General features: G+C 75.6%; 20 protein-coding genes and 1 tRNA gene. 10 read left to right on the forward strand and 11 right to left on the reverse strand.

Annotation, left to right across the window (positions count from 1 at the left end):
- Positions 1 to 18: 18 nt before the first annotated feature.
- The 3 genes from NT8_RS17285 to NT8_RS17295 all read right to left on the reverse strand — a co-directional run bounded on the left by NT8_RS17285 (position 19) and on the right by NT8_RS17295 (position 3,109).
- Positions 19 to 1,200: a glycosyltransferase family 4 protein gene (locus NT8_RS17285; protein WP_067970670.1), complete on the reverse strand. Its 1,182-nt coding sequence runs from the start codon at positions 1,198 to 1,200 to the stop codon at positions 19 to 21.
- The gene (locus tag NT8_RS17290) at positions 1,197 to 1,997 is read right to left on the reverse strand and encodes a hypothetical protein (RefSeq protein ID WP_245646223.1); all 801 of its coding nucleotides are present in this window, start codon (positions 1,995 to 1,997) and stop codon (positions 1,197 to 1,199) included. Before NT8_RS17290 ends, NT8_RS17285 begins: the two co-directional genes overlap by 4 nt.
- Positions 1,998 to 2,407: 410 nt before the next feature.
- Entirely contained in the window at positions 2,408 to 3,109 is a 702-nt protein-coding gene (locus NT8_RS17295) for a class I SAM-dependent methyltransferase (protein ID WP_067970674.1), read from the reverse strand.
- Positions 3,110 to 3,278: 169 nt separating this feature from the next.
- On the opposite strand from NT8_RS17295, the gene NT8_RS17300 reads away from it, so the two are divergent.
- Positions 3,279 to 4,190, forward strand: coding sequence for an alpha/beta fold hydrolase (locus NT8_RS17300; protein ID WP_084469035.1), 912 nt, complete (start codon positions 3,279 to 3,281; stop codon positions 4,188 to 4,190).
- A gap of 329 nt (positions 4,191 to 4,519) precedes the next feature.
- A complete protein-coding gene (locus NT8_RS17305; protein WP_174549588.1) occupies positions 4,520 to 5,461 on the forward strand; it encodes a lysylphosphatidylglycerol synthase domain-containing protein in 942 nt (313 codons plus the stop codon).
- Here the strand turns inward: NT8_RS17305 and NT8_RS17310 are convergent.
- On the reverse strand, positions 5,382 to 6,527 hold the full coding sequence (locus NT8_RS17310; RefSeq protein WP_084469036.1) for a GlxA family transcriptional regulator: 1,146 nt from the start codon (positions 6,525 to 6,527) through the stop codon (positions 5,382 to 5,384). The genes NT8_RS17305 and NT8_RS17310 overlap by 80 nt on opposite strands.
- Before the next feature lie 127 nt (positions 6,528 to 6,654).
- Here NT8_RS17310 and NT8_RS17315 point away from each other — a divergent pair, with 127 nt between their 5' ends.
- The 3 genes from NT8_RS17315 to NT8_RS17325 all read left to right on the forward strand — a co-directional run bounded on the left by NT8_RS17315 (position 6,655) and on the right by NT8_RS17325 (position 9,229).
- Positions 6,655 to 7,599 carry an NAD(P)-dependent oxidoreductase gene (locus NT8_RS17315; protein WP_084469037.1) on the forward strand — a complete coding sequence of 315 codons (945 nt, stop codon included), beginning with the start codon at positions 6,655 to 6,657 and terminating at the stop codon, positions 7,597 to 7,599.
- Positions 7,600 to 7,643: 44 nt separating this feature from the next.
- Positions 7,644 to 8,225, forward strand: a complete 582-nt coding sequence (locus tag NT8_RS17320; protein ID WP_067970676.1) for a maleylpyruvate isomerase N-terminal domain-containing protein — start codon at positions 7,644 to 7,646, stop codon at positions 8,223 to 8,225.
- A 101-nt stretch (positions 8,226 to 8,326) separates the two neighbouring features.
- Complete coding sequence (locus tag NT8_RS17325; RefSeq protein ID WP_245646224.1) at positions 8,327 to 9,229, forward strand: arylamine N-acetyltransferase family protein; 903 nt, start codon at positions 8,327 to 8,329, stop codon at positions 9,227 to 9,229.
- A gap of 56 nt (positions 9,230 to 9,285) precedes the next feature.
- Here NT8_RS17325 and NT8_RS17330 read toward each other — a convergent pair whose 3' ends face one another.
- Together NT8_RS17330 and NT8_RS17335 are read right to left on the reverse strand one after the other, a co-directional pair.
- Positions 9,286 to 9,996, reverse strand: a complete 711-nt coding sequence (locus NT8_RS17330; protein WP_067970678.1) for an acyltransferase — start codon at positions 9,994 to 9,996, stop codon at positions 9,286 to 9,288.
- Positions 9,997 to 10,060: 64 nt separating this feature from the next.
- The gene (locus NT8_RS17335; RefSeq protein WP_067970681.1) at positions 10,061 to 11,428 is read right to left on the reverse strand and encodes a cystathionine beta-synthase; all 1,368 of its coding nucleotides are present in this window, start codon (positions 11,426 to 11,428) and stop codon (positions 10,061 to 10,063) included.
- Between the two features lie 344 nt (positions 11,429 to 11,772).
- On the opposite strand from NT8_RS17335, the gene NT8_RS17340 reads away from it, so the two are divergent.
- The 3 genes from NT8_RS17340 (at position 11,773) to NT8_RS17350 (ending at position 14,626) form a co-directional block, all read left to right on the forward strand.
- Positions 11,773 to 12,876: an SGNH/GDSL hydrolase family protein gene (locus NT8_RS17340; protein ID WP_067970683.1), complete on the forward strand. Its 1,104-nt coding sequence runs from the start codon at positions 11,773 to 11,775 to the stop codon at positions 12,874 to 12,876.
- A 69-nt stretch (positions 12,877 to 12,945) separates the two neighbouring features.
- The gene (locus NT8_RS17345; RefSeq protein ID WP_067970685.1) at positions 12,946 to 14,169 is read left to right on the forward strand and encodes an acetyl-CoA C-acetyltransferase; all 1,224 of its coding nucleotides are present in this window, start codon (positions 12,946 to 12,948) and stop codon (positions 14,167 to 14,169) included.
- A 211-nt stretch (positions 14,170 to 14,380) separates the two neighbouring features.
- A complete protein-coding gene (locus NT8_RS17350; RefSeq protein ID WP_067970687.1) occupies positions 14,381 to 14,626 on the forward strand; it encodes a DUF4287 domain-containing protein in 246 nt (81 codons plus the stop codon).
- Between the two features lie 120 nt (positions 14,627 to 14,746).
- On the opposite strand, the gene NT8_RS17355 is transcribed toward NT8_RS17350, so the two are convergent.
- Complete coding sequence (locus NT8_RS17355; protein ID WP_067970689.1) at positions 14,747 to 15,700, reverse strand: Bax inhibitor-1/YccA family protein; 954 nt, start codon at positions 15,698 to 15,700, stop codon at positions 14,747 to 14,749.
- A 473-nt stretch (positions 15,701 to 16,173) separates the two neighbouring features.
- On the opposite strand from NT8_RS17355, the gene NT8_RS17360 reads away from it, so the two are divergent.
- Positions 16,174 to 17,112, forward strand: a complete 939-nt coding sequence (locus tag NT8_RS17360; protein WP_067970691.1) for a TauD/TfdA dioxygenase family protein — start codon at positions 16,174 to 16,176, stop codon at positions 17,110 to 17,112.
- A 49-nt stretch (positions 17,113 to 17,161) separates the two neighbouring features.
- Here NT8_RS17360 and NT8_RS17365 read toward each other — a convergent pair whose 3' ends face one another.
- Both NT8_RS17365 and pruA read right to left on the reverse strand, forming a co-directional pair.
- A complete protein-coding gene (locus tag NT8_RS17365; protein ID WP_067970692.1) occupies positions 17,162 to 18,088 on the reverse strand; it encodes a proline dehydrogenase family protein in 927 nt (308 codons plus the stop codon).
- A 73-nt stretch (positions 18,089 to 18,161) separates the two neighbouring features.
- Positions 18,162 to 19,787 carry an L-glutamate gamma-semialdehyde dehydrogenase gene (gene pruA / locus NT8_RS17370; RefSeq protein ID WP_067970694.1) on the reverse strand — a complete coding sequence of 542 codons (1,626 nt, stop codon included), beginning with the start codon at positions 19,785 to 19,787 and terminating at the stop codon, positions 18,162 to 18,164.
- 122 nt (positions 19,788 to 19,909) lie between these two features.
- On the opposite strand from pruA, the gene NT8_RS17375 reads away from it, so the two are divergent.
- Complete coding sequence (locus tag NT8_RS17375) at positions 19,910 to 21,583, forward strand: PucR family transcriptional regulator (protein WP_174549589.1); 1,674 nt, start codon at positions 19,910 to 19,912, stop codon at positions 21,581 to 21,583.
- 20 nt (positions 21,584 to 21,603) lie between these two features.
- Here NT8_RS17375 and NT8_RS17380 read toward each other — a convergent pair.
- Positions 21,604 to 21,677, reverse strand: a tRNA-Leu gene (locus NT8_RS17380).
- A gap of 107 nt (positions 21,678 to 21,784) precedes the next feature.
- A partial coding sequence (locus NT8_RS17385) for an NAD(P)/FAD-dependent oxidoreductase (protein ID WP_067970698.1) occupies positions 21,785 to 22,981 on the reverse strand: 1,197 nt, incomplete at its 5' end.

The raw sequence follows: 22,981 nt of genomic DNA on the forward strand, positions 1-22,981 counted from the left end.
TGGGGGGGGGGCGGCGGGTCAGGCGGCGCGGGTGCCCCTCTTGGCGGCCAGGCGTTCGGCCAGGAAGTCCTCCCAGCGGCGGGTGATGGCGGCGACGTCGTAGTCGGCCGCCGACGTCAGCGCCTCCTGGGCCATGCGGACGCGCTCGTCGCGGTCCTCGACCAGGCGCAGCAGCCCATCGGCGAGGGCGGCGACGTCCTGGTGCGGCACCAGCAGCCCGTTGCGCTCGTGGTCGATGATCTCGCGGGGGCCGTAGGGGCAGTCGAAGCTGACGGCCGGCACGCCCACCGAGAAGCCCTCGATGATGGTCATGCCGAACCCCTCGTGGCGGGAGCTGACGGCCAGGATGGACGCCTTGGCCAGCTCCCCCGCGAGGTCCTTGGTGCGGCCCATCAGCGCGACCTGGTTACTCAGCCCCTTGGCGGCGATGCGGTCGCGCAGCTTCTCGTCCTTCTTGCCGCCGCCGTAGATGCGCAGCCGCCACTCGGGGTGGCGCCGGGCGACGACGGCGAAGGCGTCGAGCAGCTTGGGGTACTGCTTGACCGGCGACATCCGGCCGGCGGCGGCGATGATCGGGTTGTCCTGGGCGGAACGGGGATAGGTGCCGGCGGGCAGCGCGTTGGGCATGGGGCGCACCCAGCCGTCGGCGGACTCCAGGAAGGACGTGTAGGCCCGCAGGTCCGACTGCGTGAGCACGCTCATGCCGTCGAGGCGCGGGTAGTTGCGGCGGATGGCCTCGCGCAGGTCGGCGGCGTGCGCGTCGAGGTTCACGTGCTCCTGGCCGATCCGCAGCATCCGCGCGGGGGCGTACCGCGACAGCAGCAGGTTGATGCCGGGGCGGGTGCCCATGACGACGTCGGCCCGGCTGGCGCGGAGGTAGTCGCGCAGCCGGCGGATGCGCCGGGCGTCGAAGATCTGGTTGCGCCGGGCCTCGCTGTCGGGGACCAGCTCGGTGGCGCGGCGCTCCCGCCACCGGCCGATCAGGCCGCGCGGCGGCTCCTCCTCGGCGTCCTCGCCGAACGGGGCCAGCGGGTGCAGGGTCACCCCGGCGGGCGCGGGGAAGAACGGCTCCTCGCGGTGCTGGGCGAAGCTGACGATCTCGACCTCGTGGCGGACGGCGAGCCCTTCGGCGAGGTTGAACACGGTGCGGATGGTGCCGCCCATGCCATAGGCGTTGGCAATGAAGATCGCGATCCTCACCGGGCCTCCTCGGCGGTGGCGAGCAGGGACAGGTCGTCGTCGACGGTGTAGTACGGGCGGACCCGGACGCCGGAGCGGACGACGTGCGGGTAGACGAACTTCTTCTTCTTGGCGGTGATGTCGTCGGCGTGCGCGGAGAAGCGGAGGTCGCCCGTCCCGGGCAGGGAGAGCCACAGGTCCCACTCGTTGTGCGGGCGCTCGGGCTCGAAGCCGTCGACCACCGGGGGCAGCGGCACGGTGGCGGTGAACCGGTCGCCGTCGAGTCCGGCGGGGCCGGTGACGACGCCGTCGAGTTCGCGCTGGCGGGCGACGACCGCCACCCCGGTGCCCGAGCCGACCGGCGGGGTGTAGGCGAGGACACCGCTGACGGTGACGGCGTCGGGGGCGACCTCGACCCAGGTGGCCTCGGCGTAGGGGCCGACCGTGCGGGCGCGGACGCGCAGCGGGCCGCGCGGGTCGCGGACGGCGCGCAGCTCGCGGTGGCGGGGGCGGCTCAGGTAGGCGTAGCGGTCGGCGAGGTTGACGCCGGGGTCGGTGGTGAGCAGGGGGGTGGCGGCGCCGTCGGCGCCGATCCACAGCACGTCCCACATGCCGTCGTCCAGCGGCAGGCCGGCGAGGTCGGCGCGCAGGCGGCCGCCGTCGAGCGCCTCGGCGGCCACCGGCACGGTGCGGTCGGGGTCGCCGTCGAGGCGCAGTTCGAGGGTGCCGCCGCCGGGTGGCGCCCCGGCCCGGCCGCCGGGCGGGAGGCGCAGCTCCAGCACGTCTCCGTTGTCGATCCGACTCAACTCTGCCAGCACTGCGCCCCCATGGCTCAGCGGCGGCCCGCCGGGTCCGGGGTCGGAACCGTGCGGCGGGCCGTCCGTGGACGACGTCATCGTTCAGCCGTGAGCGGGACGGGCTGCCGGCCGGAACGCCCGCCCCGGCCGGCCGCGGCCGGCCGGGAGGTGGTGGGGCCCGTGCCGCGCCGCACCGTACCGCCCGGCGCGTAAGCGGCGACTAAGGCCGGCCCGTTCCCCGCTGGGTTCGGCTCTTCCTCCACCCGTCCCCCTTGTCGCAGACGATCGGGTGGTGCGTTCGTGTTCCCGTTGCACTGTCCGGAAGCGGCCACCCGTCGCTCACCCACGGTGTCCCCGTACCGGCAGCGCCAAATCACCCCACACGCGACATTTCACGGCGTGTGCGGCAGGCCCCGCGCGCAGCCGTGCGGTCAGTGCGGCTTGCGGGCCCGGACCAGCACGATGCTGCCGCGCGTGTTGGGCCGCCGCGCGTCGTCGGCCGCGATCAGCGGCACCAGCGGCGCCGCCGCGTTGAACCCGAACCGGCCCCCGTACGCCGACAGGCCGAGGTAGGTGCGCTCGGCCGCCCGGCCGCGGAACTGGTAGGAGTGCTCGACCGGCTCCAGACCGCAGTCAGCGAGGATACCGCCCAGCGTCTCGTGGGTGTACGTCCGCTTGACGTGGTAGCGGCGGGCGTGCGCGGCGAACAGCGCGGGCCACTCCTCGCGCCGCGACAGGCAGTCGGCCGACATCACCAGCTCACCGCCGGGCCGCAGCACCCGCGCCATCTCGCGCAGCGACGCGGGGCCGTCGTCGAAGTGCTCGATCGCGCAGATCGACAGCACCCGGTCGACCGACGCGTCGCGCAGCGGCAGGCGCAGCGCGTCGCCCTCCAGCAGCGCCGGGGCGTCGCGCAACCGGGCGCCGCGCACCATCTTGTGCCGGGCGAGGTCGATGGAGACCGCGCGCGCCCCGCGTCTGCGGGCCTGCGCGGCCCAGTAGCCGTCGCCCCCGGCGACGTCGAGCACCGTCCGGCCGCGCAGGTCGCGGCCGAGCCAGTCGAGCAGCGTTCCGGCCTCGCGGTACCGGCACACGTGCACCTGGTGCCCGGCGAAGGCGACGACATCCGACATTCCCACGCGCCTCACCCTAGGGCAGCGGGCGGCCCGCGGCGACCGGGGCGGCCGGGCCGCCGCCGGGACCGCCGTCAGCGAGGTGTCAGGCGAACGGAAGCCCCGGGGTCTACCGTCCTGGCACGGGATCGGGCGGTGGGGCGCCGACCCCGGGGCGAGGAGACGGGCGATGGCCGAGACGAAGGTGCAGCCGTGGGAGACGCGGATCGAGGGCGCGCCGGCCCTCGCCGTGCGCGTGCGCGAGGGGCGCGGCTCGCCCGTGGTGCTGCTGCACGGGTGGGGGCGCACCCTGGAGGACTGGGAGCCGGTGGGCGCCCTGCTCGCCCGCGACCACGCGGTCTACGCGGTGGACCTGCGCGGGCACGGGCTGTCGGCGGACGCCGCCTCCTCGCTCGACGGGCACGTGGACGACCTCATCCGCGTCATCGGCCACTTCGGCCTGGAGCGCCCGGTGCTCGCCGGGTACGGGCTGGGCGGCGCGGTGGCGCTGGCCTGCGCCACCCGGCGCTCGGGCCTGGCCGGGGTGGTGGCCATCGAGGCGCACGGCCGGCCCCGGGGCGCCGAACTCGCCGAGCGGCTGGGGGTCTCCCCGTGCGCCGCCGAGGACCTGGCCGCGGCGGCGCACCGGTTCGCGGTCGCGCAGGCGCTGGCCCGCACCGAGCCCGTGCCCCTGGACGCCTTCGAACGCCGGCTGGCCGAGCTGCGCGGCGGCCCGTGCGGCGCGCCGGGCGACGTGCTGGCGGCCTCCGCGCTGCGGTCGGTCCGGATGGGCGACGGGGTGGTGGCGCCGCGCCCCGGGCCGCGCGCGGTCCGCGCCCTGGACGCGGCGTTCGACGAGTACCGCCCCTCCTGCGTGCACGACCGGCTGCTCGCCCCCGCCGTGGAGCTGGTGTCGACGGCGCCCGCCCCGGTGCCGCTCGGCGCGCCCGAGCGCTACGCCGACGTCCTCGCCGCCCGCACCGCCGCCGAGCTGGCGGCGGAGGCCCCGCTGCTCACCGTCCGCCCGGTCGAGGGCGGCCACCCGCACCTCACCGCCCCCGCCCTGGTGGCCGACCTCGTCCACGCCGCCGCCTCCGCCTGACCCCCCGGACCACGGAACCGCCCCGCCCCGCGTCGCGCGGACGCGGCGGGAGGACGGCGTGACGGGGCCGGCCGTCCGACCGGGACCGGCCCGACGCCGAACGGGTCGGCGGGCGGAGGACGTGGCGCGGGTACCGGCGGCCGGCGCGACGGAGCCCACCGAGCCGCTCGAAGCGAGACCGGCCCGCGCCGACGCGGCCCCGTCCCCGACGCCGAACGGGTCGGCGGGAACCGCCGCCCGCACCCCTGCCGCGCGACCCCGGGGCCACACGCGCGGCGCCCACCGGGCCGCGCGGCCCGGCCGGGTCGGGGGCGCACTACGCTGGCCGGGTGCTGAACCGCCTGCGCGCCGACCGCCGGCTCCGCCTCGCCGTGGTGGCGCTCGTGCTGGCGTGCGCCGGGTACGCGCTCTACGACCGGTGGGGCGAGGCCCGCGCCGCGCTCGCCGCGCTGTCGCCGTGGGTGGTCGCCGGTTCGGTGGCCGCCGCGCTCGCCGGGCTGGGCGCGCAGATGCTGGCGTGGCGGGCGCTGCTGGCCGACCTGGGGGCGCCCCTGCCCGTGCGGGTGGCGGCGCGCGTGATGTTCGTCGGCCAGCTCGGCAAGTACCTGCCCGGGTCGGTGTGGGCGTTCCTCGCGCAGGTCGAACTCGCCCGCGACCACGAGGTGGCCCGGCGGCGCGGGGCGGCGGCGACCGTCCTGGCGGTCGGCGTGACCCTGGCGGTCAACCTGGCCGTGGCCGCCGCCACCCTGCCCTTCGCCTCCGCCGGCGCCGCCCGCTCCTGGTGGTGGGCGCTCGCGTGCGCCCCGCTGCTGCTGGCGGCGCTGCACCCGCGCGTGGTCAACCCCGCTCTGCGCCTCGTGCTGCGCGCGGCCCGCCGGCTGCCGGACGCCGACGGCGGGGCGCCGGTGCGCCTCACCGGGCGCGGCGCCGCCGCTGCGGCGGGCTGGTCGCTGGCCGCCTGGGTGCCGCTGGGCGCGCACATCGGCCTGCTGGTGGCGGGGGTGGGCGGTGACGGCGGGGCCCGCGCCTGGGCCGCCGCCGCGGGCGCCTACGCGCTGGCCTGGACGCTGGGCGTGCTGGTGGTGATCGCCCCGGCCGGCCTGGGGGTGCGCGAGGCGGTGCTCGTGGCCGGGCTCGCCCCGGTGCTCGACCCGGGGTCGGCCCTGGTGGTGGCGGCCCTGTCGCGACTGGTCATGACGGCGGGCGACCTGCTGTGGGCGGGCGCCGCCCTCCTCGCCACCCGCTCCCCCCTGCCGCCGACCGCCTCCTAGCGGCCCCGCGCGGCACGGGCCGGCCGGCGCGCAGGCTGCGGTCGCCGCCCGCGGGCGGCGCCGCCTCCGGCGGCTCGGGGACGTCCGGCCGCGCCGGGAAGGCCCGCCGGTACTCGGTCGGGGTGACGCCGACGTGCTGGAGGAAGTGCCGGCGCAGGTTCGCCGCCGACCCGAGTCCACTGGCCTCGCCGATCCGCTCGACCGGAAGGTCGGTGGCCTCCAGCAGGCTCTGCGCGCGGGCGAGCCGCTGGTCGAGCAGCCACTGGAGGGGCGTGGTGCCGGTGGCGGCGCGGAGCCGCCGGTAGAAGGTCCGCGGGCTCATCCCGGCCCGGCGGGCGAGGCCGTCGACCGTCAGCGGCAGGTCGAGGTGGTCGACCGCCCACTCCAGGACCGGGGCGAGGCCGTCGTCGGCGGCCGCGGGCACCGCGAGGTCGATGAACTGCGCCTGCCCGCCCGCCCGGTGCGCGGGCACGACCATGCCCCGCGCGACCTGGTTGGCGACGTGCGCGCCCAGGTCGCGGCGGACGAGGTGGAGGCACAGGTCGAGCCCGGCACTGACACCGGCGCTGGTGAGCACGTCGCCGTCGTCGACGTAGAGGACGGACGGGTCGAACTCGGCCTCGGGGAAGCGCGCCGCCAGGTCGGCCGTGTGCGACCAGTGGGCGGTGGCGCGGCGGCCGTCGAGCAGCCCGGCCGCGCCGAGCGCGTAGGCGCCGGTGCACATGGACACCATGCGGGCGCCGCCCGCCGCCGCCCGGCGCAGGGCGGTCAGCAGCTCCTCGGGAAGCTCCCGGTCGCCGGCCACGCAGGGGTCGGGCACGGACGGGACGATGACGGTGTCGGCGCCGACCAGGTCGTCCGGCCCGTAGGGGGTGCGCAGCGCCAGGCCGCTGCCGTCCGGCGCCCCCTCCCCGGACACCGCGCACAGCCGTATGCGGTACCAGGGGTCGTGGAGTTCGGGACGCGGCACGCCGAACACCGCGCACGCGATCCCCAGCTCGTAGACGTCCCACATGGCGAGGTCGCGGTCGTCGATGACGGCGATCGCGACGGTTCCGGCGGACATGCCCTCAGAGTACGGCAGGAATTGCGCGAATGACGGCAGTCCTGCCACTGTCCCCGGCGGTCCGGCGGCTGGGAGCCTGACGCGGTGCCGCCCGGAGCCGCCGGGCGGCCGCGACGAAGGGAACACCATGGCGACCGGCGAGCCCACCCGCCCCGCGACCACCGGCACGGACCCCCGCCCCCGCACCCCCGTGGCGGTCCTCGGCCTGGGCCTGATGGGGGCCGCCCTGGCCGGCGCGCTCCTCGGGTCCGGGCACCCCGTCACCGTCTGGAACCGGACCCCCGGCCGGGACGCCGACCTCCTGGAGCGCGGGGCCGCCCGCGCGGACTCCGCCGCCCACGCGGCCGCGTCCGCCCCGCTCGTGGTCCTCTGCGTCCTCGACCACGCCGCCGCGCGCGGCGTTCTGGAGCCGCTGGCGGACGTGCTCGCGGGCCGGACGCTCGTCAACCTCACCTCCGGGACGCCCGAGGAGGCGGCGGAGACGGCCGCGTGGGCGGAGGCGCGCGGCATCGCCTACCTGGACGGCGCGATCATGGCGACGCCGCAGCACGTCGGCGCGGCGGGGACCGCCGTGCTGTACAGCGGTCCGGGTGCGGCGTTCGACGAGCACCGGGACACCCTGCTCCGCCTGGGCGGGGCGAGCGCCCACCTGGGCGAGGCCCCCGGCCTGGCCTCCCTGTACGACACCGCCCTGCTCGGGCTGATGTGGGCCTCGCTGGCCGGCTGGGCGCACGGCGCCGCCCTGCTGCGCGCCGAGGGCGTCGCCGCGACCCGGTTCACCCCGTTCGCCCTGCACTGGCTCGGCGCGGTGGGCGGCTTCTTCGAGTTCCTCACGCCCCAGGTCGACTCCGGCTCCTACCCGCCCGACGCGACGCTGGACGTGCAGGTCGCGGCGCTGCGCCACCTCGTCCACGCCAGCCGGGCGCGCGGCGTCGACACCACGCTGCCCGACGCCGTCGGCCTGCTGATGGAGCGGGCGATCGCCGCCGGGCACGGGGGTGCGAGCTTCGGCGCGGTCACCGAGGTCCTGACCGCCCCCGCGCCCGCCCCCGCGCCCGCCCCCGCGCCGTGACCCGCCGCCCGCCCGCCGCGCCGCGACGAGGAGCCGAACCGACCATGGCCACCGACTGGACCGCCCTGGTCGTGGACGCCGCCGCGTCCGCGACCCGCCGACTCGCCCCGTTCACCGACCGCGACTGGACCCGCCCGGCGGCGGGCCTGGAGTGGACGTGCCGGGAGACGCTGGACCACCAGGTCCTCGGCCTGGTGCACTACACCGCGCTGCTGACCGCGCGGCCCACCGACCGGTTCACCGCGCTGACGGCCGGGCTGGCCGACGGCGCCCCGCCCGCCGCGTGCCTGGAGGGGGTCGCCACGGCGGCGGCGATCTGCGCCGCCGCCGTGCGCGACGCGCCCGCCGGCGCCCGCGCGTGGCACCCGTGGGGCACCGCCGACGGGCCCGGGTTCGCCGCCATGGCGGTCGTCGAACTCACCGTGCACGCCTACGACGTGGCCGCCGCCTTCGGCGACACGCGGCCCCCGGAGGACGGCCTGGCCGCCCCCGCTCTGCGCCGCCTGTTCCCGGACGCCCCCGGGGACGCGGCCCCGGGAGAGGCGCTGCTGTGGTGCACCGGGCGCCGCGACCTCCCCGGCCGGCCGCGGCCGGCGGCGTGGCGGTGGGCCGGCAACGTCCGTTGACGGCGGCCTATTCCCGGGCGGCGGAGGCGCGCCACCGGGTGGAATCGCCGGGGGCGGGGCGGCGTTCGACCGGTACACGACCCCCGACCACGAGGAGACCCGTGTCCACCACCCCGGCGCCCGCCGCGCCCGCGACCACGCCCGACGTCCGCCTGCCCGAGCGGGTCGACGCCCCCTCCTGGGGCGGCGCCGACCTCGATCTCGACGCCTACCTCGCGCGGATCGGCCACACCGGCCCGCTCGACCCCACGCCCGCCACCCTGCGGGCGCTGCACCGGGCGCACATGGCGGCCATCCCGTTCGAGAACCTCGACGCCCCGCTCGGCCGGGGCGTCGAGGTCGGCCTGGACCGCGTCCAGGACAAGCTGGTGGTCCGCCGGCGCGGCGGCTACTGCTTCGAGCAGAACCTGCTGTTCGCCGCCGTGCTCGAGCGGCTGGGCTTCACCTTCGACGGCCTGCTCGGCCGGGTGCAGGTGGGCGCGTCGCGGCCGCGCCCGGCCACCCACATGGTGCTGCGGGTGCGGTTCGACGGCGGCGACCTGCTCGCCGACGTCGGGTTCGGCGGCGGCCTGCTGGAGCCGATCGCCTTGGCCGACGGCGCCGAGGAGCGGCAGGGCGACTGGGAGTTCCGGGTCGAGGCCGACCCCGGCGGCGGCGGGGAGTGGTGGCTGCGGTCCCGGCGGGCCGGCGGGTGGCTGGGCCTGTACGTGTTCACCCTGGAGCCGCGCCATGAGATCGACTACGTCGTGGCCAACCACTACGTGGCCACGCACCCCCGCTCCCCGTTCTCCGACCACGTGTTCCTCCAGCGGCTGCGGCCGGACGGGCTCACGGTGCTGGACGAGGGGGAGCTGGTGGACAGCCGGCCCGACGGCACCGAGGAACGGCGCCCGCTCGACCCGGAGGCGGCGCCCGCCGCGCTGCGCGACCTGTTCGGCATCGACCTCGATCCGGCGGGGGCCGCGGCCCTGACCGCCCGGCTGCGGCGGGGGCGCGAGGCGTAGCCGCCCGCGTGCCGCCGGGCAGCGGGGCCGCCGGGCGCCGCGGGCGCCCGGCGCGCTCAGACCTCGGGCGGGGCCACCCCGCCGTCGAGGGCACGGGGCGGGCCGCCGCGGGCGGGCTGGGCGTCGGTCCCGCGCAGCGGCGGCACCCACCCGGCGTCGGCGTCGTAGCGGCGCACCACCTTGCCGGGCACGCCGGCGATGACGCTGTGGTCGGGGTACTCCCCCGGCCGCACCACCGTTCCGGCGGCCACCACGCAGTTGCGGCCCAGCCGCGCCCCGGGCAGCACGACCGCGTTCGCGCCGATCCAGCTGCCGGCGCCGATCCGCACCGGCCGGTCGGCCGGCCACTGCCGGCCCACGGGCACGTCCAGGTCGCTGTACACGTGGTTCTGGTCGGTGATGTAGACGTAGGGGCCGGTGAACACGTCGTCGCCCAGTTCGATCGACCGGTGGGCGACCACGTGCGAACCGCGCCCGATGGTGCACCCGTCGCCGATGCGGACCAGCGGCTCGGGCCCCAGGTCCAGGCCGGGCACCATGCCGGCGGTCAGCGTGACGTCGCCGCCGATCAGGGTGTGGGCGCCCAGCTCGATCCAGGGCTCGCCGAAGATGGTCGCCGGGGGGAACGCGATCGACGTGCCCGGCCCGTAGGCGCGGAACCGCCGGGCCGCGCGGGACCCCGCGCGGACGTCCGCGTGCCGCCGCGCCCACGACCACGCCCCCCGCACCAACCAGGACACCAGCCGCGACACCCGCAAACCCCACATCTACCGTCCGGTAATGACGAGGTGAACAGTATCCCGCGCGGGGCGGCGGGTGTCGCCCGGCCCGTCAGCCCGAGAGGTGCGCGAGGAGGTCCTGGCGGGTGAGCACGCCCGCGGGCTTGCCGTCGAGCAGCACCACCACGGCGCCCGACGCCTGGAGGAGCTGCACGCACCGGCTCACGGGCTCGCCCGACCCGACCACCGGCAGCGGGCGGCCCATGTGCATCTCGACGGGGTCGTCGAGCTTGGCGCGGGCGTTGAACAGCGCGTCGAGCATGTCGCGCTCGGCGATGGCACCCACCACCTCGGCCGCCATGACCGGCGGCTCCTCCTTCATGACCGGCAGCTGCGAGACGCCGTACTCGCGCATGATGGCGACGGCGGTGCCCACGGTCTCGTGCGGGTGGATGTGCACGAACTCGGGCAGGTCGCGCCCCTTGGCGGCGAGCACCTGGCCGGCCGTGGCCTCCTCGGTCTCGGCGGACAGGAAGCCGTAGTCGGCCATCCACTCGTCGTTGAAGATCTTGCCGAGGTAGCCGCGCCCGCCGTCGGGGAGCAGCACCACGATGACGTCGTCCGGGCCCGCGGTGGCCGCCACGCGCAGGGCGGCCTCGACCGCCAGCCCGCAGGACCCGCCCACCAGCAGGGTCTCCTCGCGGGCCAGCCGCCGGGTCATCAGGAAGGAGTCCTTGTCGCTGACGGCGATGATGTCGTCGCAGATGGCGGGGTCGTAGGTCTCGGGCCAGATGTCCTCGCCCACGCCCTCGACCAGGTACGGGCGGCCGGTGCCGCCCGAGTAGACCGACCCCTCGGGGTCGGCGCCGATGACGCGGACCCGCCCGCCCGAGACCTCCTTGAGGTAGCGGCCGGTGCCGGTGATGGTGCCGCCGGTGCCGATGCCGGCGACGAAGTGCGTGATGCGGCCCTCGGTCTGCTCCCACAGCTCCGGACCGGTGCTGTGGTAGTGCGATTCGGGGTTGTTCTGGTTGGTGTACTGGTTCGGCTTCCACGCGCCCGGGATCGTGGCGGCCAGCCGGTCCGAGACCGAGTAGTAGGACTCGGGGTGGTCGGGCGCCACGGTGGTCGGGCAGACCACCACCTCGGCGCCGTAGGCGCGGAGCACGGAGAGCTTGTCGGTACCGACCTTGTCGGGGCAGACGAACACGCAGCGGTAGCCCTTGTCGGCGGCGACGATGGCCAGGCCCACCCCGGTGTTGCCCGAGGTCGGCTCGACGATGGTGCCGCCGGGCTTGAGCAGCCCGTTCTTCTCGGCGTCCTCGACCATGCGCAGCGCGATGCGGTCCTTGACCGACCCGCCGGGGTTGAAGTACTCGACCTTGGCCAGCACGGTCGGCGCCAGGCCGGCGGTGACCTTGTTCAACCGCAGCAGCGGGGTGTTGCCGACCAGCTCGATCAATGAGTTGTGCACCCGCATCAGCGGAGCCCCCTTTTCCAACGCCTCAGGCGGTCGCGGGTCGCGCGGACCGCCTCTCCGGTCACGGCGGAACGCACCGCGCACGGGCCGGTCAGCCCCGTGTCCCCCGACTTTAACGTGGTATCCACCCTGCCCACACGCCGGTTGGACAGGTTCTGCCCGAGGCGGCGGCGCGGCGCCCGGGACGCGGGAACCCGCCGCCCGCCAGGGTCGTTGACATTGGGGTTACCGACGGGTAGATCAGCCCTTAGAGCGGGCCGCGCCGGTGCCGGGCCGCACGGCCCGGGGCACCGCCCCGCGGCGCGCCGAGGAGGGTCGTACCGCCGAGGCACGGGAGGCGTCGCATGCGGTTGCGGGCGGCACGGGCCAGGAGGATCGCCACCGCGGCCGCGGTCGGGGGCGGCGGCCTCACCCTGCTGGGGGCGAGCACCGTCGGGCTGCTCTACCTCCAGGCCCGCATGGCGCACCGCGCCGTGGGGTTCACCACGTGGATGCCGCCCAAGGCCGACGGCGTCTACGGCGCGGGCGAGGGCCCGCCGATCCGGCTGGCCATGATGGGCGACTCCACCGCGGCGGGGTTCGCGGTCACCGACCCGCTGCAGACCCCCGGCGCCATGCTGGCCGCCGGGCTGGCGGCGGTCGCCGAGCGGCCGGTGCGGCTGCGCCGGCTGGCCCGCGTCGGCGCGACCTCGCGCGACCTCGCCCAGCAGGTCGACAAGATCCGCGGGCGCGGCTACGACATCGCCGTCGTCTTCGTCGGCGCCAACGACGTCATCCACCGCGTGCGGCCCGCCGACGCCGTGCGCCACCTGGGCGCGGCGGTGCGCGACCTGGTGGCCGAGGGCACCGCCGTCGTCGTCGCCACCTGCCCCGACCTGGGCACCGTGCAGCCGATCGGGCAGCCGCTGCGCTACGTGGCGCGCCGGGCCTCGCGGCAGCTCGCGGCGGCGCAGACCATCGCGGTCGTCGAGGCGGGCGGACGGACGGTGTCGATGAGCAACCTGCTGGCCGACGAGTTCCTGGCCCACCCCGAGGAGCTGTTCGGCCCCGACCGGTTCCACCCGTCGGCGCGCGGTTACGCGCACGCGGCGGCGGCCGTGCTGCCGTCGGCCTGCGTCGCCCTGGGACTGCTCCCCGAACTGGAGGCCGCCCCGTTCGCCGACGCCGGCGACGGGGTGCTGCCGGTGCACCGGGCGGCCGCGGCGGCGGTCGAGGAGCCGGGCGCCGAGGTCAGCGGGGCGCGGGTCGGCGGGCGCGAGCGCGGGCCCCGGGGCCGCTGGGCCACCCTCATCCGGCGGCGGCCCGACCCGGAGGCGGTCGGCGCAGAGGGGACCGCGCCGGAGGCGGCCGGGCCGGAGGGGGCCGGGGAGGCGGCGGAGGCCGCGCGGCCCGGCGGCGCGCCCGGCAAGGCGACCCCGGGAGTGGGCGACCGCCGGCCGACAGGTTAACGTGCGAGTAACAACGCGACCGACCGACCGGTCTGCCGAGTTCGAGAGTTCGAGAGAAGGGCCGCGCCCATGCCTGAAGCCGTCATCGTCGCGACCGCGCGCTCGCCCATCGGGCGCGCGTTCAAGGGGTCGCTCAAGGACATCCGGCCGGACGACCTGGCCGCCCAGATCATCTCCGCCGCACTGGCGAAGGTGCCGCAGCTCGACCCCACCACCATCGACGACCTCCTCCTCGGCTGCGGGCTGCCCGGCGGGGAGCAGGGCAACAACCTGGCCCGGGTGATCGCGGTCCAGCTCGGGCTCGACACCGTGCCGGGGGCGACCATCACCCGCTACTGCTCGTCGTCGCTGCAGACGACCCGCATGGCCTACCACGCGATCAAGGCCGGCGAGGGCGACGTGTTCGTCTCCGCGGGCGTCGAGATGGTCAGCCGGTTCATCAAGGGCAACAGCGACTCCCTGCCCGACACCAAGAACCCGCTGTTCGCCACCGCCGAGGAGCGCACGGCCAAGCGCGCCGAGGGCGGGGCCGGCACCTGGCACGACCCGCGCGAGGACGACCAGGTGCCGGACGTCTACATCGCCATGGGGCAGACGGCCGAGAACGTCGTCCAGTTGCGCGGCCTGTCGCGGCAGCGCCAGGACGAGTTCGGGGTGCGCTCGCAGAACCTCGCGGAGAAGTCGCTCGACAACGGGTTCTGGGAGCGCGAGATCATCCCGGTGACCCTGCCGGACGGCACGGTGGTCTCCACCGACGACGGCCCGCGGCGCGGCACCACCTACGAGAAGGTCTCCCAGCTCCAGCCGGTGTTCCGGCCCGACGGCACCGTCACGGCCGGCAACTGCTGCCCGCTGAACGACGGCGCGGCCGCCCTCGTCATCATGAGCGACACCAAGGCGGCCGAGCTGGGCGTGACCCCGCTGGCCCGCATCGTGTCGACGGGGGTGAGCGCGCTGTCGCCGGAGATCATGGGGCTCGGCCCGGTGGAGGCGTCGCGGCGGGCGCTGGCGCGCGCCAACATGACGATCGCCGACATCGACCTGGTGGAGATCAACGAGGCGTTCGCGGCGCAGGTGCTGCCGTCGGCGGACGACCTGGGGATCGACGTCGACCGCCAGCTCAACGTCAACGGGGGCGCCATCGCGGTCGGCCACCCGTTCGGCATGACGGGCGCCCGGATCACCACCACCCTGCTCAACGGGCTCTCCTTCCACGACAAGACGTGGGGCCTGGAGACCATGTGCGTGGGTGGGGGCCAGGGAATGGCCGCCGTCTTCGAGCGGCTGAGCTGAGCCGACGCGGAGGGTGGGAGGCGCACCGCGCGAAGCCGACGCCTCCCGCCCGCAGCAGAGGTGAGGCTCAGCGCGAGCGGAGAACACCAGCGGCTGAGCTGAGCCGACGCGGATACGGAAAGTAGCGTAAAAGCTCGGCTCCGGGTCTTGTCCGTACCGTGATCCTGTTGCAGGGTCGCAGGTAAGTGCCGTACATCTCTCGGAGGTGCTCATGTCGGTCACCCACTCGCCGGAGACCCACGCGCTGCTCATCGCTCGCATCCCCACCGTCACCGGCCGCGCGATCCACGAGTGGTTCGACACCCTGGAGAAGGGCCCCGGCCTGACCCGCTGCTCGGAGCGCACCACCTGGCTCGCCGACGAGTACAACCTGTCGCACGGCTACGCCCAGGCCATCGTGCAGGAGTACGACCGGCGGCGCCGCAACCGCTCGCCGATCCCGCAGCAGCGGGGCTGACGGCCCCGCCCGCCGACCGTCCGACGTCCGCCGACACGTCCCCGTACCGCAGAGCGCAGCGCCCCGCCCGGTCGGACCGGGCGGGGCGCTTCGTTATGACGACGCGGGCGGTGCCGCTGATCAGTCGCCGCTGAAGATCGCCTGGATCATCCACAGGAGGCGGAGGATCTCGATGTAGAGCCAGACCAGGGAGACGGTCAGGCCGAAGGCGAACTGCCAGGCGAACCGGGCGGGCAGGCCGGCGGAGATGCCGTCCTCGATGCCGCGGAACTCGATGGCCAGCGTGGCGCAGGCGATGACGATCATCACGAGGGAGACCACGATGCCCAGCGGGCCGGCCTCGCGCAGGCCGAGGCCGCCGTCGATGAAGAAGCCCAGCACGAAGTTGGCGAGCAGCATCACGAGGGCGGCGACGAGCGCCACCGAGACGACCTTCACGAAGGTGTTGGTGACGCGGATGATGCGCAGCCGGTAGAGCGCCAGCATCGTGGCGAACGCGAAGATGGTGCCGAACACCGCCTGGGTGACGAGCGCGCCGGGGGCGGCGCCCGCGGCGGTCTCGAACACGCGGCTGATGCCGCCGACGAACAGGCCCTCGAGGACCGCGTAGGTCAGGATGAGGGCGGCGTTCGTGGACTGCTTGAAGCCGATGACCAGGCCGAGGATCAGCGCGCCGATGGCGCCGACGAAGGTGAGCCCCATGCCGAGGCCGGGGTTGAGCGGGTCGAACAGGAAGAAGTTGACCACGGCGGCGACGATGACCGTGCCGATGGTCATGCCGCTGCGCATGACCACGTCGTCGATGGTCATGCGCGCGCCGGCGGGGGCCGCCGCCGGCGGCTGCCCGTAGGGGGCTCCCTGCTGGGGGTATCCGGGCTGGGGGTGGCCGTAGCCCTGCGGGCCGTAGCCCGGCTGCGGGTACCCCTGCTGCTGGTAGGGCTGGCCGTAGGGCTGCTGGTAGCCCTGCTGGTAGGGCCCGCCCTGGCCGTATGGCGCCGCGTGGGGCTGGCCGTACCCGGCCTGCCCGGAGCGCATGGCCCGTTTGATGACGGGGTTCGAACTCCTCATCCGCATGTCTTCGCAAGCCTTTCCAGGGCGTGACGTCTGTGCCCTCAACGTAACGTACGACCCCGTCCGCCGGTTCCCGTGAAGTGTCACGGGTCGGACTCGGCGGCCGGGCGGGGCGCACCGCGCCGGGCCGGGCGTCCTTGACAACAGTGGAGGGCGGTCCGCATGCTCGGACCATGTCCGCGCAGCCCTCGCCCTCCCCGACCGCCGGCCGGCGGTCCCCCGCCCGCGGCGTCCGCCGCGGCGTGGCCGGGCTGCTCTGTCGGCGCGGCCGCCTGGGCTCCCCGCCCCGCACCCGCTGACCCGCGGTGACGTAGTCCCGCCGGTGTCGAGCGCCGCCGTCCCGCGGTGTGCGCGCTCCCCCGGCCCGACCGCCGCCCGCCCCCGCTGAAGCCCGTCCGCCGGACCTCCGCGCGGCGCCCTCGGCGGGGACGCCCCGCGCCTTTCACCCCACATTTCCGACTGGAAGGATGGAGAACATGACGGTGCTCACCTCCGCGCAGTCCGCCGAGGGCCTGCGCGACACGCGGGCCGTGGACGAGGCCGTGGTGGAGGGGCCGCGCGTCCTGCGCCGGCTCCCCGACTCCGCCGACGACCGCCCCTACGAGCTGTTCGAGGCGCGGCCGCTGGGCCGGGTCATCGGCGCCGAGATCCACGGCGTCGACCTGCGCGCCCCCATCGGCCCGGAGCTGCGGGCCGAACTGCACCGGGCGCTGCTGGAGTTCAAGGTGGTCTTCTTCCGCGACCAGCGCATCGACGCCGACCGCCAGCGCGAGATCGCCCGCCTCTGGGGTGAGCTGGAGACCAACCCGTTCATCGAGCAGGGCGACGACCCGCACGTGGCCCGGTTCGCCAAGGGGGCGATGCCGACCGGCTTCGAGAACGTCTGGCACACCGACGTCACCTGGCGGGAGAACCCGGCCATGGGCGCCATCCTGCGCCTGGTGGAGGTGCCCCCGCAGGGCGGCGACACCCTGTGGGCCGACATGGGCGCCGCCTACGACAACCTGCCCGAGGCGGTGCGGGAGCGGATCGACGGCGCGGTGGCCGAGCACGACGTGGTCCCGGGGTTCGCCCGCTTCCTCGACGCCGAGCGGCTCCGCTCCTGGCAGGACCGGTTCCCGCCGGTCCGCCACCCGGTGGTGCGCACCCACCCCGAGACGGGCCGGCGCACCCTGTTCGTCAACGTCTCCTTCACCACCCGCATCCTCGGCATGGACCGGGAGGAGAGCGACGCGCTGCTCCGGTTCCTCTTCCAGCAGGCGCACGTGCCGGAGTACCAGGTGCGGTTCCGGTGGGAGCGGGACTCGGTGGCGTTCTGGGACAACCGGGCCACCCAGCACTACGCCGCCAACGACTACCACCCGCACCGGCGCGTGGCCGAGCGGGTGGCGATCGTCGGCGACCGCCCGTTCTAGCCCGGCCGGTGCGGCCGCCGCCCCCGCGGCCCGGGGGCGGCGGCCCGGCTCAGGAGTTCCCGGCCAGCGAGCGCAGGAAGAACGCGACGTTGGCGGGGCGCTCGGCGAGCCGCCGCATGAAGTAGCCGTACCACTCGTCGCCGTAGGGGACGTAGACCCGCATGTGGTCGCCCCGGGCGGCGATGCGGCGCTGCTCCTCGTCGCGGATGCCGTAGAGCATCTGGTACTCGTGGTCGCCGGCGCGGCGCCCGGCCCGCTCGGCGAGGACGCGCGCGATCGCGATCATCCGGGGGTCGTGGCTGGCGACCATCGGGTGGCCCTCGCCCGCCATCAGCACCTTCAGGCAGCGGACGTAGGACCGGTCGACGTCGGCCTTGGCGCGGTAGGCGACGGACGCCGGCTCGTCGTAGGCGCCCTTGCACAGCCGCACCCGCGACCCGGCGTGCCGCAGGTCGCGGCAGTCGGCCTCGGTGCGGCGCAGGTACGCCTGGAGGACCGCGCCCACCCACGGGAAGTCGGTGCGCAGCTCCCGCAGCACCGCCAGGGTGGAGTCGGTGGTGGTGTGGTCCTCCATGTCGAGGGTGACCGTGGTCCCGGCCGCGGCGGCCGCGGCGCAGATGCGCCGGGCGTTGTCCAGGGCGATCTTCTCGCCGTCGTGCGGCAGGGCCTGCCCGACCGCGGACAGCTTCACCGACACCTCGGCGCGGTCGGCCAGCCCGGACCGGTCGAGTTCGGCGAGCAGCCGGGTGTAGGCGGCCACGGTGGTGTCGGCCTGGGCGGCGTCGGTGACGTCCTCCCCCAGGTGGTCGAGGGTGACCAGCCGGGTGCGGGTGAGGTCGTGCAGGACCGGCAGCGCCGCGTCGAGGTCGGAGCCGGCGACGTAGCGGGCGACCAGCCCCCGCGTGACGGGGGTCCGTTCGACCAGGGTGCGGCAGGTGGCGGAGCGGGACACCGCCAGGAGGGCCGTGCGCAGCATGGTGCACCTCAGTCTCTCGTGCGCGGGCGGCCGGCGGCCCGCCCGGTGGGGCGGGCCGCCGTCGCCTCGGGGATCAGCCCTGGTGGGGGTGGGCGGAGGACGTCGCCGGGACGAACGTCTCCTTGATCGAGCGCGGGCTGGCCCAGCGCGCGAGGTTCTGCGCGCTGCCCGCCTTGTCGTTGGTGCCCGACGCGCGGCCGCCGCCGAACGGCTGCTGGCCGACCACCGAACCGGTGGGCTTGTCGTTGACGTAGAAGTTGCCGGCGGTGAACCGCAGCCGCTCGTGGGCGGCCGCGACGGCCCGGCGGTCGTCGGCGAACACCGCGCCGGTGAGGGCGTAGGGCGAGCCCTCGTCGACGAGGCCGAGGACCCGGTCGTAGTCGGCGTCCTCGTAGACGTGCACGCCGATGAGCGGGCCGAAGAACTCGGTGCGGAAGACCTCGTGGCCGGGGTCGGTGCCCAGGAGCACGGTCGGCCGGACGAAGAAGCCCTCGGAGTCGTCGTGGGTGCCGCCCGCCAGCACGGTCAGGGAGTCGTCGGAGCGCGCCCGGTCGAGGACCCCGGCGAGCCGGTCGAAGGAGCGGCGGTCGATGACGGCGCCCATGAAGTTGGACAGGTCGGTGACGTCGCCCATCGGCAGCGCCTCCACCTCGGCCACCAGGTCGTCGCGGATGCGGTCCCAGACCGAGCGGGCGACGAACGCCCGGGAGGCGGCCGAGCACTTCTGGCCCTGGTACTCGAAGGCGCCGCGCACGATCGCGGTCCGCACCGCGTCGGGGTTCGCGGACGGGTGCGCGACGATGAAGTCCTTGCCGCCGGTCTCGCCCACGATGCGCGGGTAGGACCGGTAGCCGGAGATGTTCTCGCCGACGGTCCGCCACAGGTGCTGGAAGGTGCGGGTGGAGCCGGTGAAGTGCACCCCGGCGAGGTCGGGGTCGGCCAGCGCCACGTCCGACACCGCGAGCCCGTCGCCGGTCACCATGTTGATGACGCCGGGCGGCAGCCCGGCCTCCTCCAGCAGCCGCATGGTCAGGTGCGCGGCGAACTGCTGGGTGGGCGACGGCTTCCAGACCACCACGTTGCCCATGAGCGCGGGGGCGGTCGGCAGGTTGCCGGCGATCGCGGTGAAGTTGAACGGGGTGATCGCGTAGACGAACCCCTCCAGCGGGCGCTGCTCCAGGCGGTTCCACTGCCCGGGCGGGCTGTAGGGCTGCTCCTGGAGGAGGCGGCGCGCGTAGGAGACGTTGAACCGCCAGAAGTCGATCAGCTCGCAGGCGGCGTCGATCTCGGCCTGGATCGCGGTCTTGGACTGGCCGAGCATGGTGGCGGCGTTGAGGGTCTGCCGCCACGGGCCGGCCAGCAGGTCGGCGGCGCGGAGCAGGATCGCGGCCCGCTCGTCGAACGGGAGCGAGCGCCACTCCGGGGCGGCGTGCTTGGCGGCGGCGACCGCGGCGGCCGCGTCGTCGTGGGTGGCGTTGCCGAGGGTGCCCAGGACGGCGGCGTGGCGGTGCGGCTGCACGACGTCGATCCGCTCACCGCCGCCCATGCGCCGCTCGCCGCCGATGGTCATCGTCAGCTCGACGGGGTCCTTCGCCAGGGCGTCGAGGCGGTCGACGAGTTCGGCGCGCTCCGGCGATCCCGGCGCGTAGGTGAGCACCTTCTCGTTCACCGGGGCGGGAACGCTCGTGATGGCGTCCATGGGCACCTCCCTGCTTGACGTGTCGGATTGCACAAACGTACGGCGGGGCTCGCGGCACTCGCTTTGGGGACACGGCCACTTTTTCGCCCATGGGATTGGCCGATAGGACAAACTGGCCTTTCATGAGCATCGAATCCGCTCCGAGCCCGCCGTCCGGCGGGGTGCCGCTGCGCCGCCTGCTGCTGGCGGTGGGGCGGCCGATGGTGGACGTCCTCGCCGCGCCCGCCGGCCTCGACGTGCGCGTGGAGGACGTGGTGATCGTCGACCCCGAGGACGCCGCCGAGGCCGAACCCCGCGACCTGGTCCTGCTGATCGGCGCCCGGGGCGCCGCGGCCCGCCACCTGGTGCGGGCGGCCGCGCGGCGCGGGGCGTCGGCGGTGGCGGTCAAGGTGGGGCGGGCGCACGCCCCGGCCGGGGCGGAGCGGGGCGTCGACGAGGCGGCGCTGCTGCGCGCGGCGGCGGGCGAGGCCGGGGTGGCGCTGCTGGCGGTGCGCCCGGAGGTCCGCTGGGACCAGGTGCAGTCGCTGTGCCGGGGTGTGCTGGACGACGCCCGGCTGGCTGCGGGCGCCGACCCCGGGGACGCGTCCGGCGACCTGTTCTCGCTGGCCCAGACCATCGCGTCGCTCACGGGCGGGCTGGTCAGCATCGAGGACTCCGCGAGCCGGGTCCTGGCCTACTCCAGCGGCGAGGAGGTCGACGAGCTGCGCCGGCTGTCGGTGCTGGGCCGGCGCGGCCCGGAGCAGTACCTGGCGCTGCTGCGCGAATGGGGCGTCTTCTCCCGGCTGCGCTCCGGCGAGGAGGTGGTCCGCATCGACGAGCACCCCGAACTGGGCATCCGCCGCCGGCTCGCCGTGGGCATCCACGCCGGGACCCAGCCGCTGGGCACCATCTGGGTGCAGGAGGGCGACCGGCCGTTCACCGCGGGCTCGGAGGAGGCGCTGCTGGGGGCGGCCCGGACCACGGCGCTGTACCTGCTGCGCCAGCGGACCGAGGCGTCGGTGGGGCTGCGGCTGCGCGAGGACCTGCTCGCCAGCCTGCTGGAGGGCCGGATCGAGGCGGCGGCCCTGGCCGACACCGTGGAGGTGACGGCGCGACGGCCCGCTGTGGTGGCCGCGTTCGCCCTGTCCCCCGGCGGCCGCCCGGCCGCCGCCGAGGAGCACGACCGCTCCGAGCGCGAACTGCAGCGCCGCCGGATGATCGACCTCGTGGCGGTGCACACCGCCGCCTACCGGCGCACGGCCCTGGTCACGGCCCTGGGCGGACGGGTCTACGTGCTGCTGCCCGAGCTGGCGGGGGCCGAGGCGGCGGTGGTGGCGCTGACGCGGCGCACCGTCGAGGCGGCGCGCGGCGTGCTGGGGGTGGCGGTCCAGGGCGCGGTGGGGTCGCCGGTGGCGGCGCTGGCCGAGGTGCCGCGGTCGCGCACCGACGCCGACCGGGTCCTCGACGCGATGGGCCGCGACCTGGCGCTGGACGTCGCCACGATGGCCGACGTGCGGTCGCGGGTGCTGGTGGGCGAGACGCTGGCGCACCTGCGGGCGACGCCCACGCTGCGCGATCCGCGGCTGGAGCTGCTGGCCCGGCACGACGCCGAGGCGGGGTCGGCGCTGGCGGTGTCGCTGATGGCCTACCTGGAGGAGTTCGGCGACGTGCGGGCGGCGGCCCGGCGGCTGCACATCCACCCGAACACGCTGCGGTACCGGGTGCGGCGCGCCGAGGCGGTGACGGGGATCGACCTGGGCGACGCGCGGGAGCGGCTGTTCGCCCACCTGCAGCTGCTGATGGAGTGCGGGGGGTAGCCGGCGCGGCAGGCCACGGGTACCCCCGGTCGGACTCGAACCGACACTTGTGACCCTTTTAGGGGGCCTGCCTCTACCATTGGGCTACGAGGGCGGACCCATCATACCGGCAGCGGCCGTTTCCGCTTGTTTCGCACCGCTTCGGGGGTGAAATGGCGAAACGGCCGGCCCCCCGGGGGGCCGGCCGTCGCGTCGGGCGCGTCAGCTCACGCGGCGCAGGAGCTGCCCGTTCTCGACCTTGGCCGAGCTGGCGTCCTCGAACGCCTGGCGCGGCTCGTCCATCTCGGACAGGGCGGCGAAGTCCCGCCGGAACAGCAGCGCCATCGTCCAGTCGGCGAGCACCCGCATCTTCCGGTTGAAGGTCGGCACCGCGTACAGGTGGTAGGACCGGTGCGCGTACCAGGCCAGCCGCCCGGTCAGCCGGACGCGACCGAACAGCTGGGCCGCGCCCTTGTGCAGGCCGAGCCCGGCCACCGCGCCGAGGTTCTTGTGCCGGTAGGCGGTGGGCTCGGTGCCGCGCAGCGCCGCGATGACGTTGTCGGCGAGCACCGGGGCCTGGCGGACGGCGTTCTGCGCGTTGGGCGGGTAGAAGCCGCCGCTGCCGTCGGGCACCTGGGCGTTGTCGCCGCCGGCGAAGGCGTTCTCGACCCCGTTGACCATGAGGAACTCGTTGGTGTCGAGGTGGCCCTTGGGGCCGAGCGGCAGGTCGCTGGCCTGCACGACCGGGCTCGGCTTGACGCCCGCGGTCCACACCAGGGTGCCGGCGTCGAACTCGGCGCCGTCGCTCAGCTTGATGTGCTGGTCGACCGCCGACTCCAGGAAGGTGGAGAGCCGGACGTCGATGCCGCGCCGCTTGAGCTGGTTCAGCGACTTCTCGCCGACCTCGGGGCCGACCTCGGGCAGGATGCGGTCGGCCGCCTCGATCAGGTAGAAGTGCAGGTCGTCGACGCTGATGGAGGGGTAGATCCGGGTGGCGTCGCGGGCGAGGTCCTCCAGCTCCGCGATCGCCTCGGCGCCGGCGAACCCGCCGCCCACGAAGACGAAGTTGAGCGCCTTGCGCCGCACGACCGGGTCGTCGGTGGAGTCGGCGATGTTCAGCTGGTCGAGGACGTGGTTGCGCAGGTACGCCGCCTCCTCGACCGTCTTGATGCCGATGCCGTTCTCGGCCAGGCCGGGGATGGGCAGGGTGCGCGACACCGCGCCGGCCGCCATGACGATGTGGTCGTAGGCGATCTCGCGGCGGTCGCCGACGTGCGGGGCGAAGTCGACCTTGCGCGCGGCGTGGTCGATGCGGACGACGTAGCCGTTGAGGACGCGCACGCGCTTGAAGACCTTGCGCAAGGGGACCACGACGTTGCGCGGGGAGATGCTGCCGGCGGCGATCTCCGGGAGGAAGGG

Source organism: Nocardiopsis trehalosi NBRC 14201 (assembly GCF_001552555.1).
Lineage (GTDB): Bacteria > Actinomycetota > Actinomycetes > Streptosporangiales > Streptosporangiaceae > Nocardiopsis_B > Nocardiopsis_B trehalosi.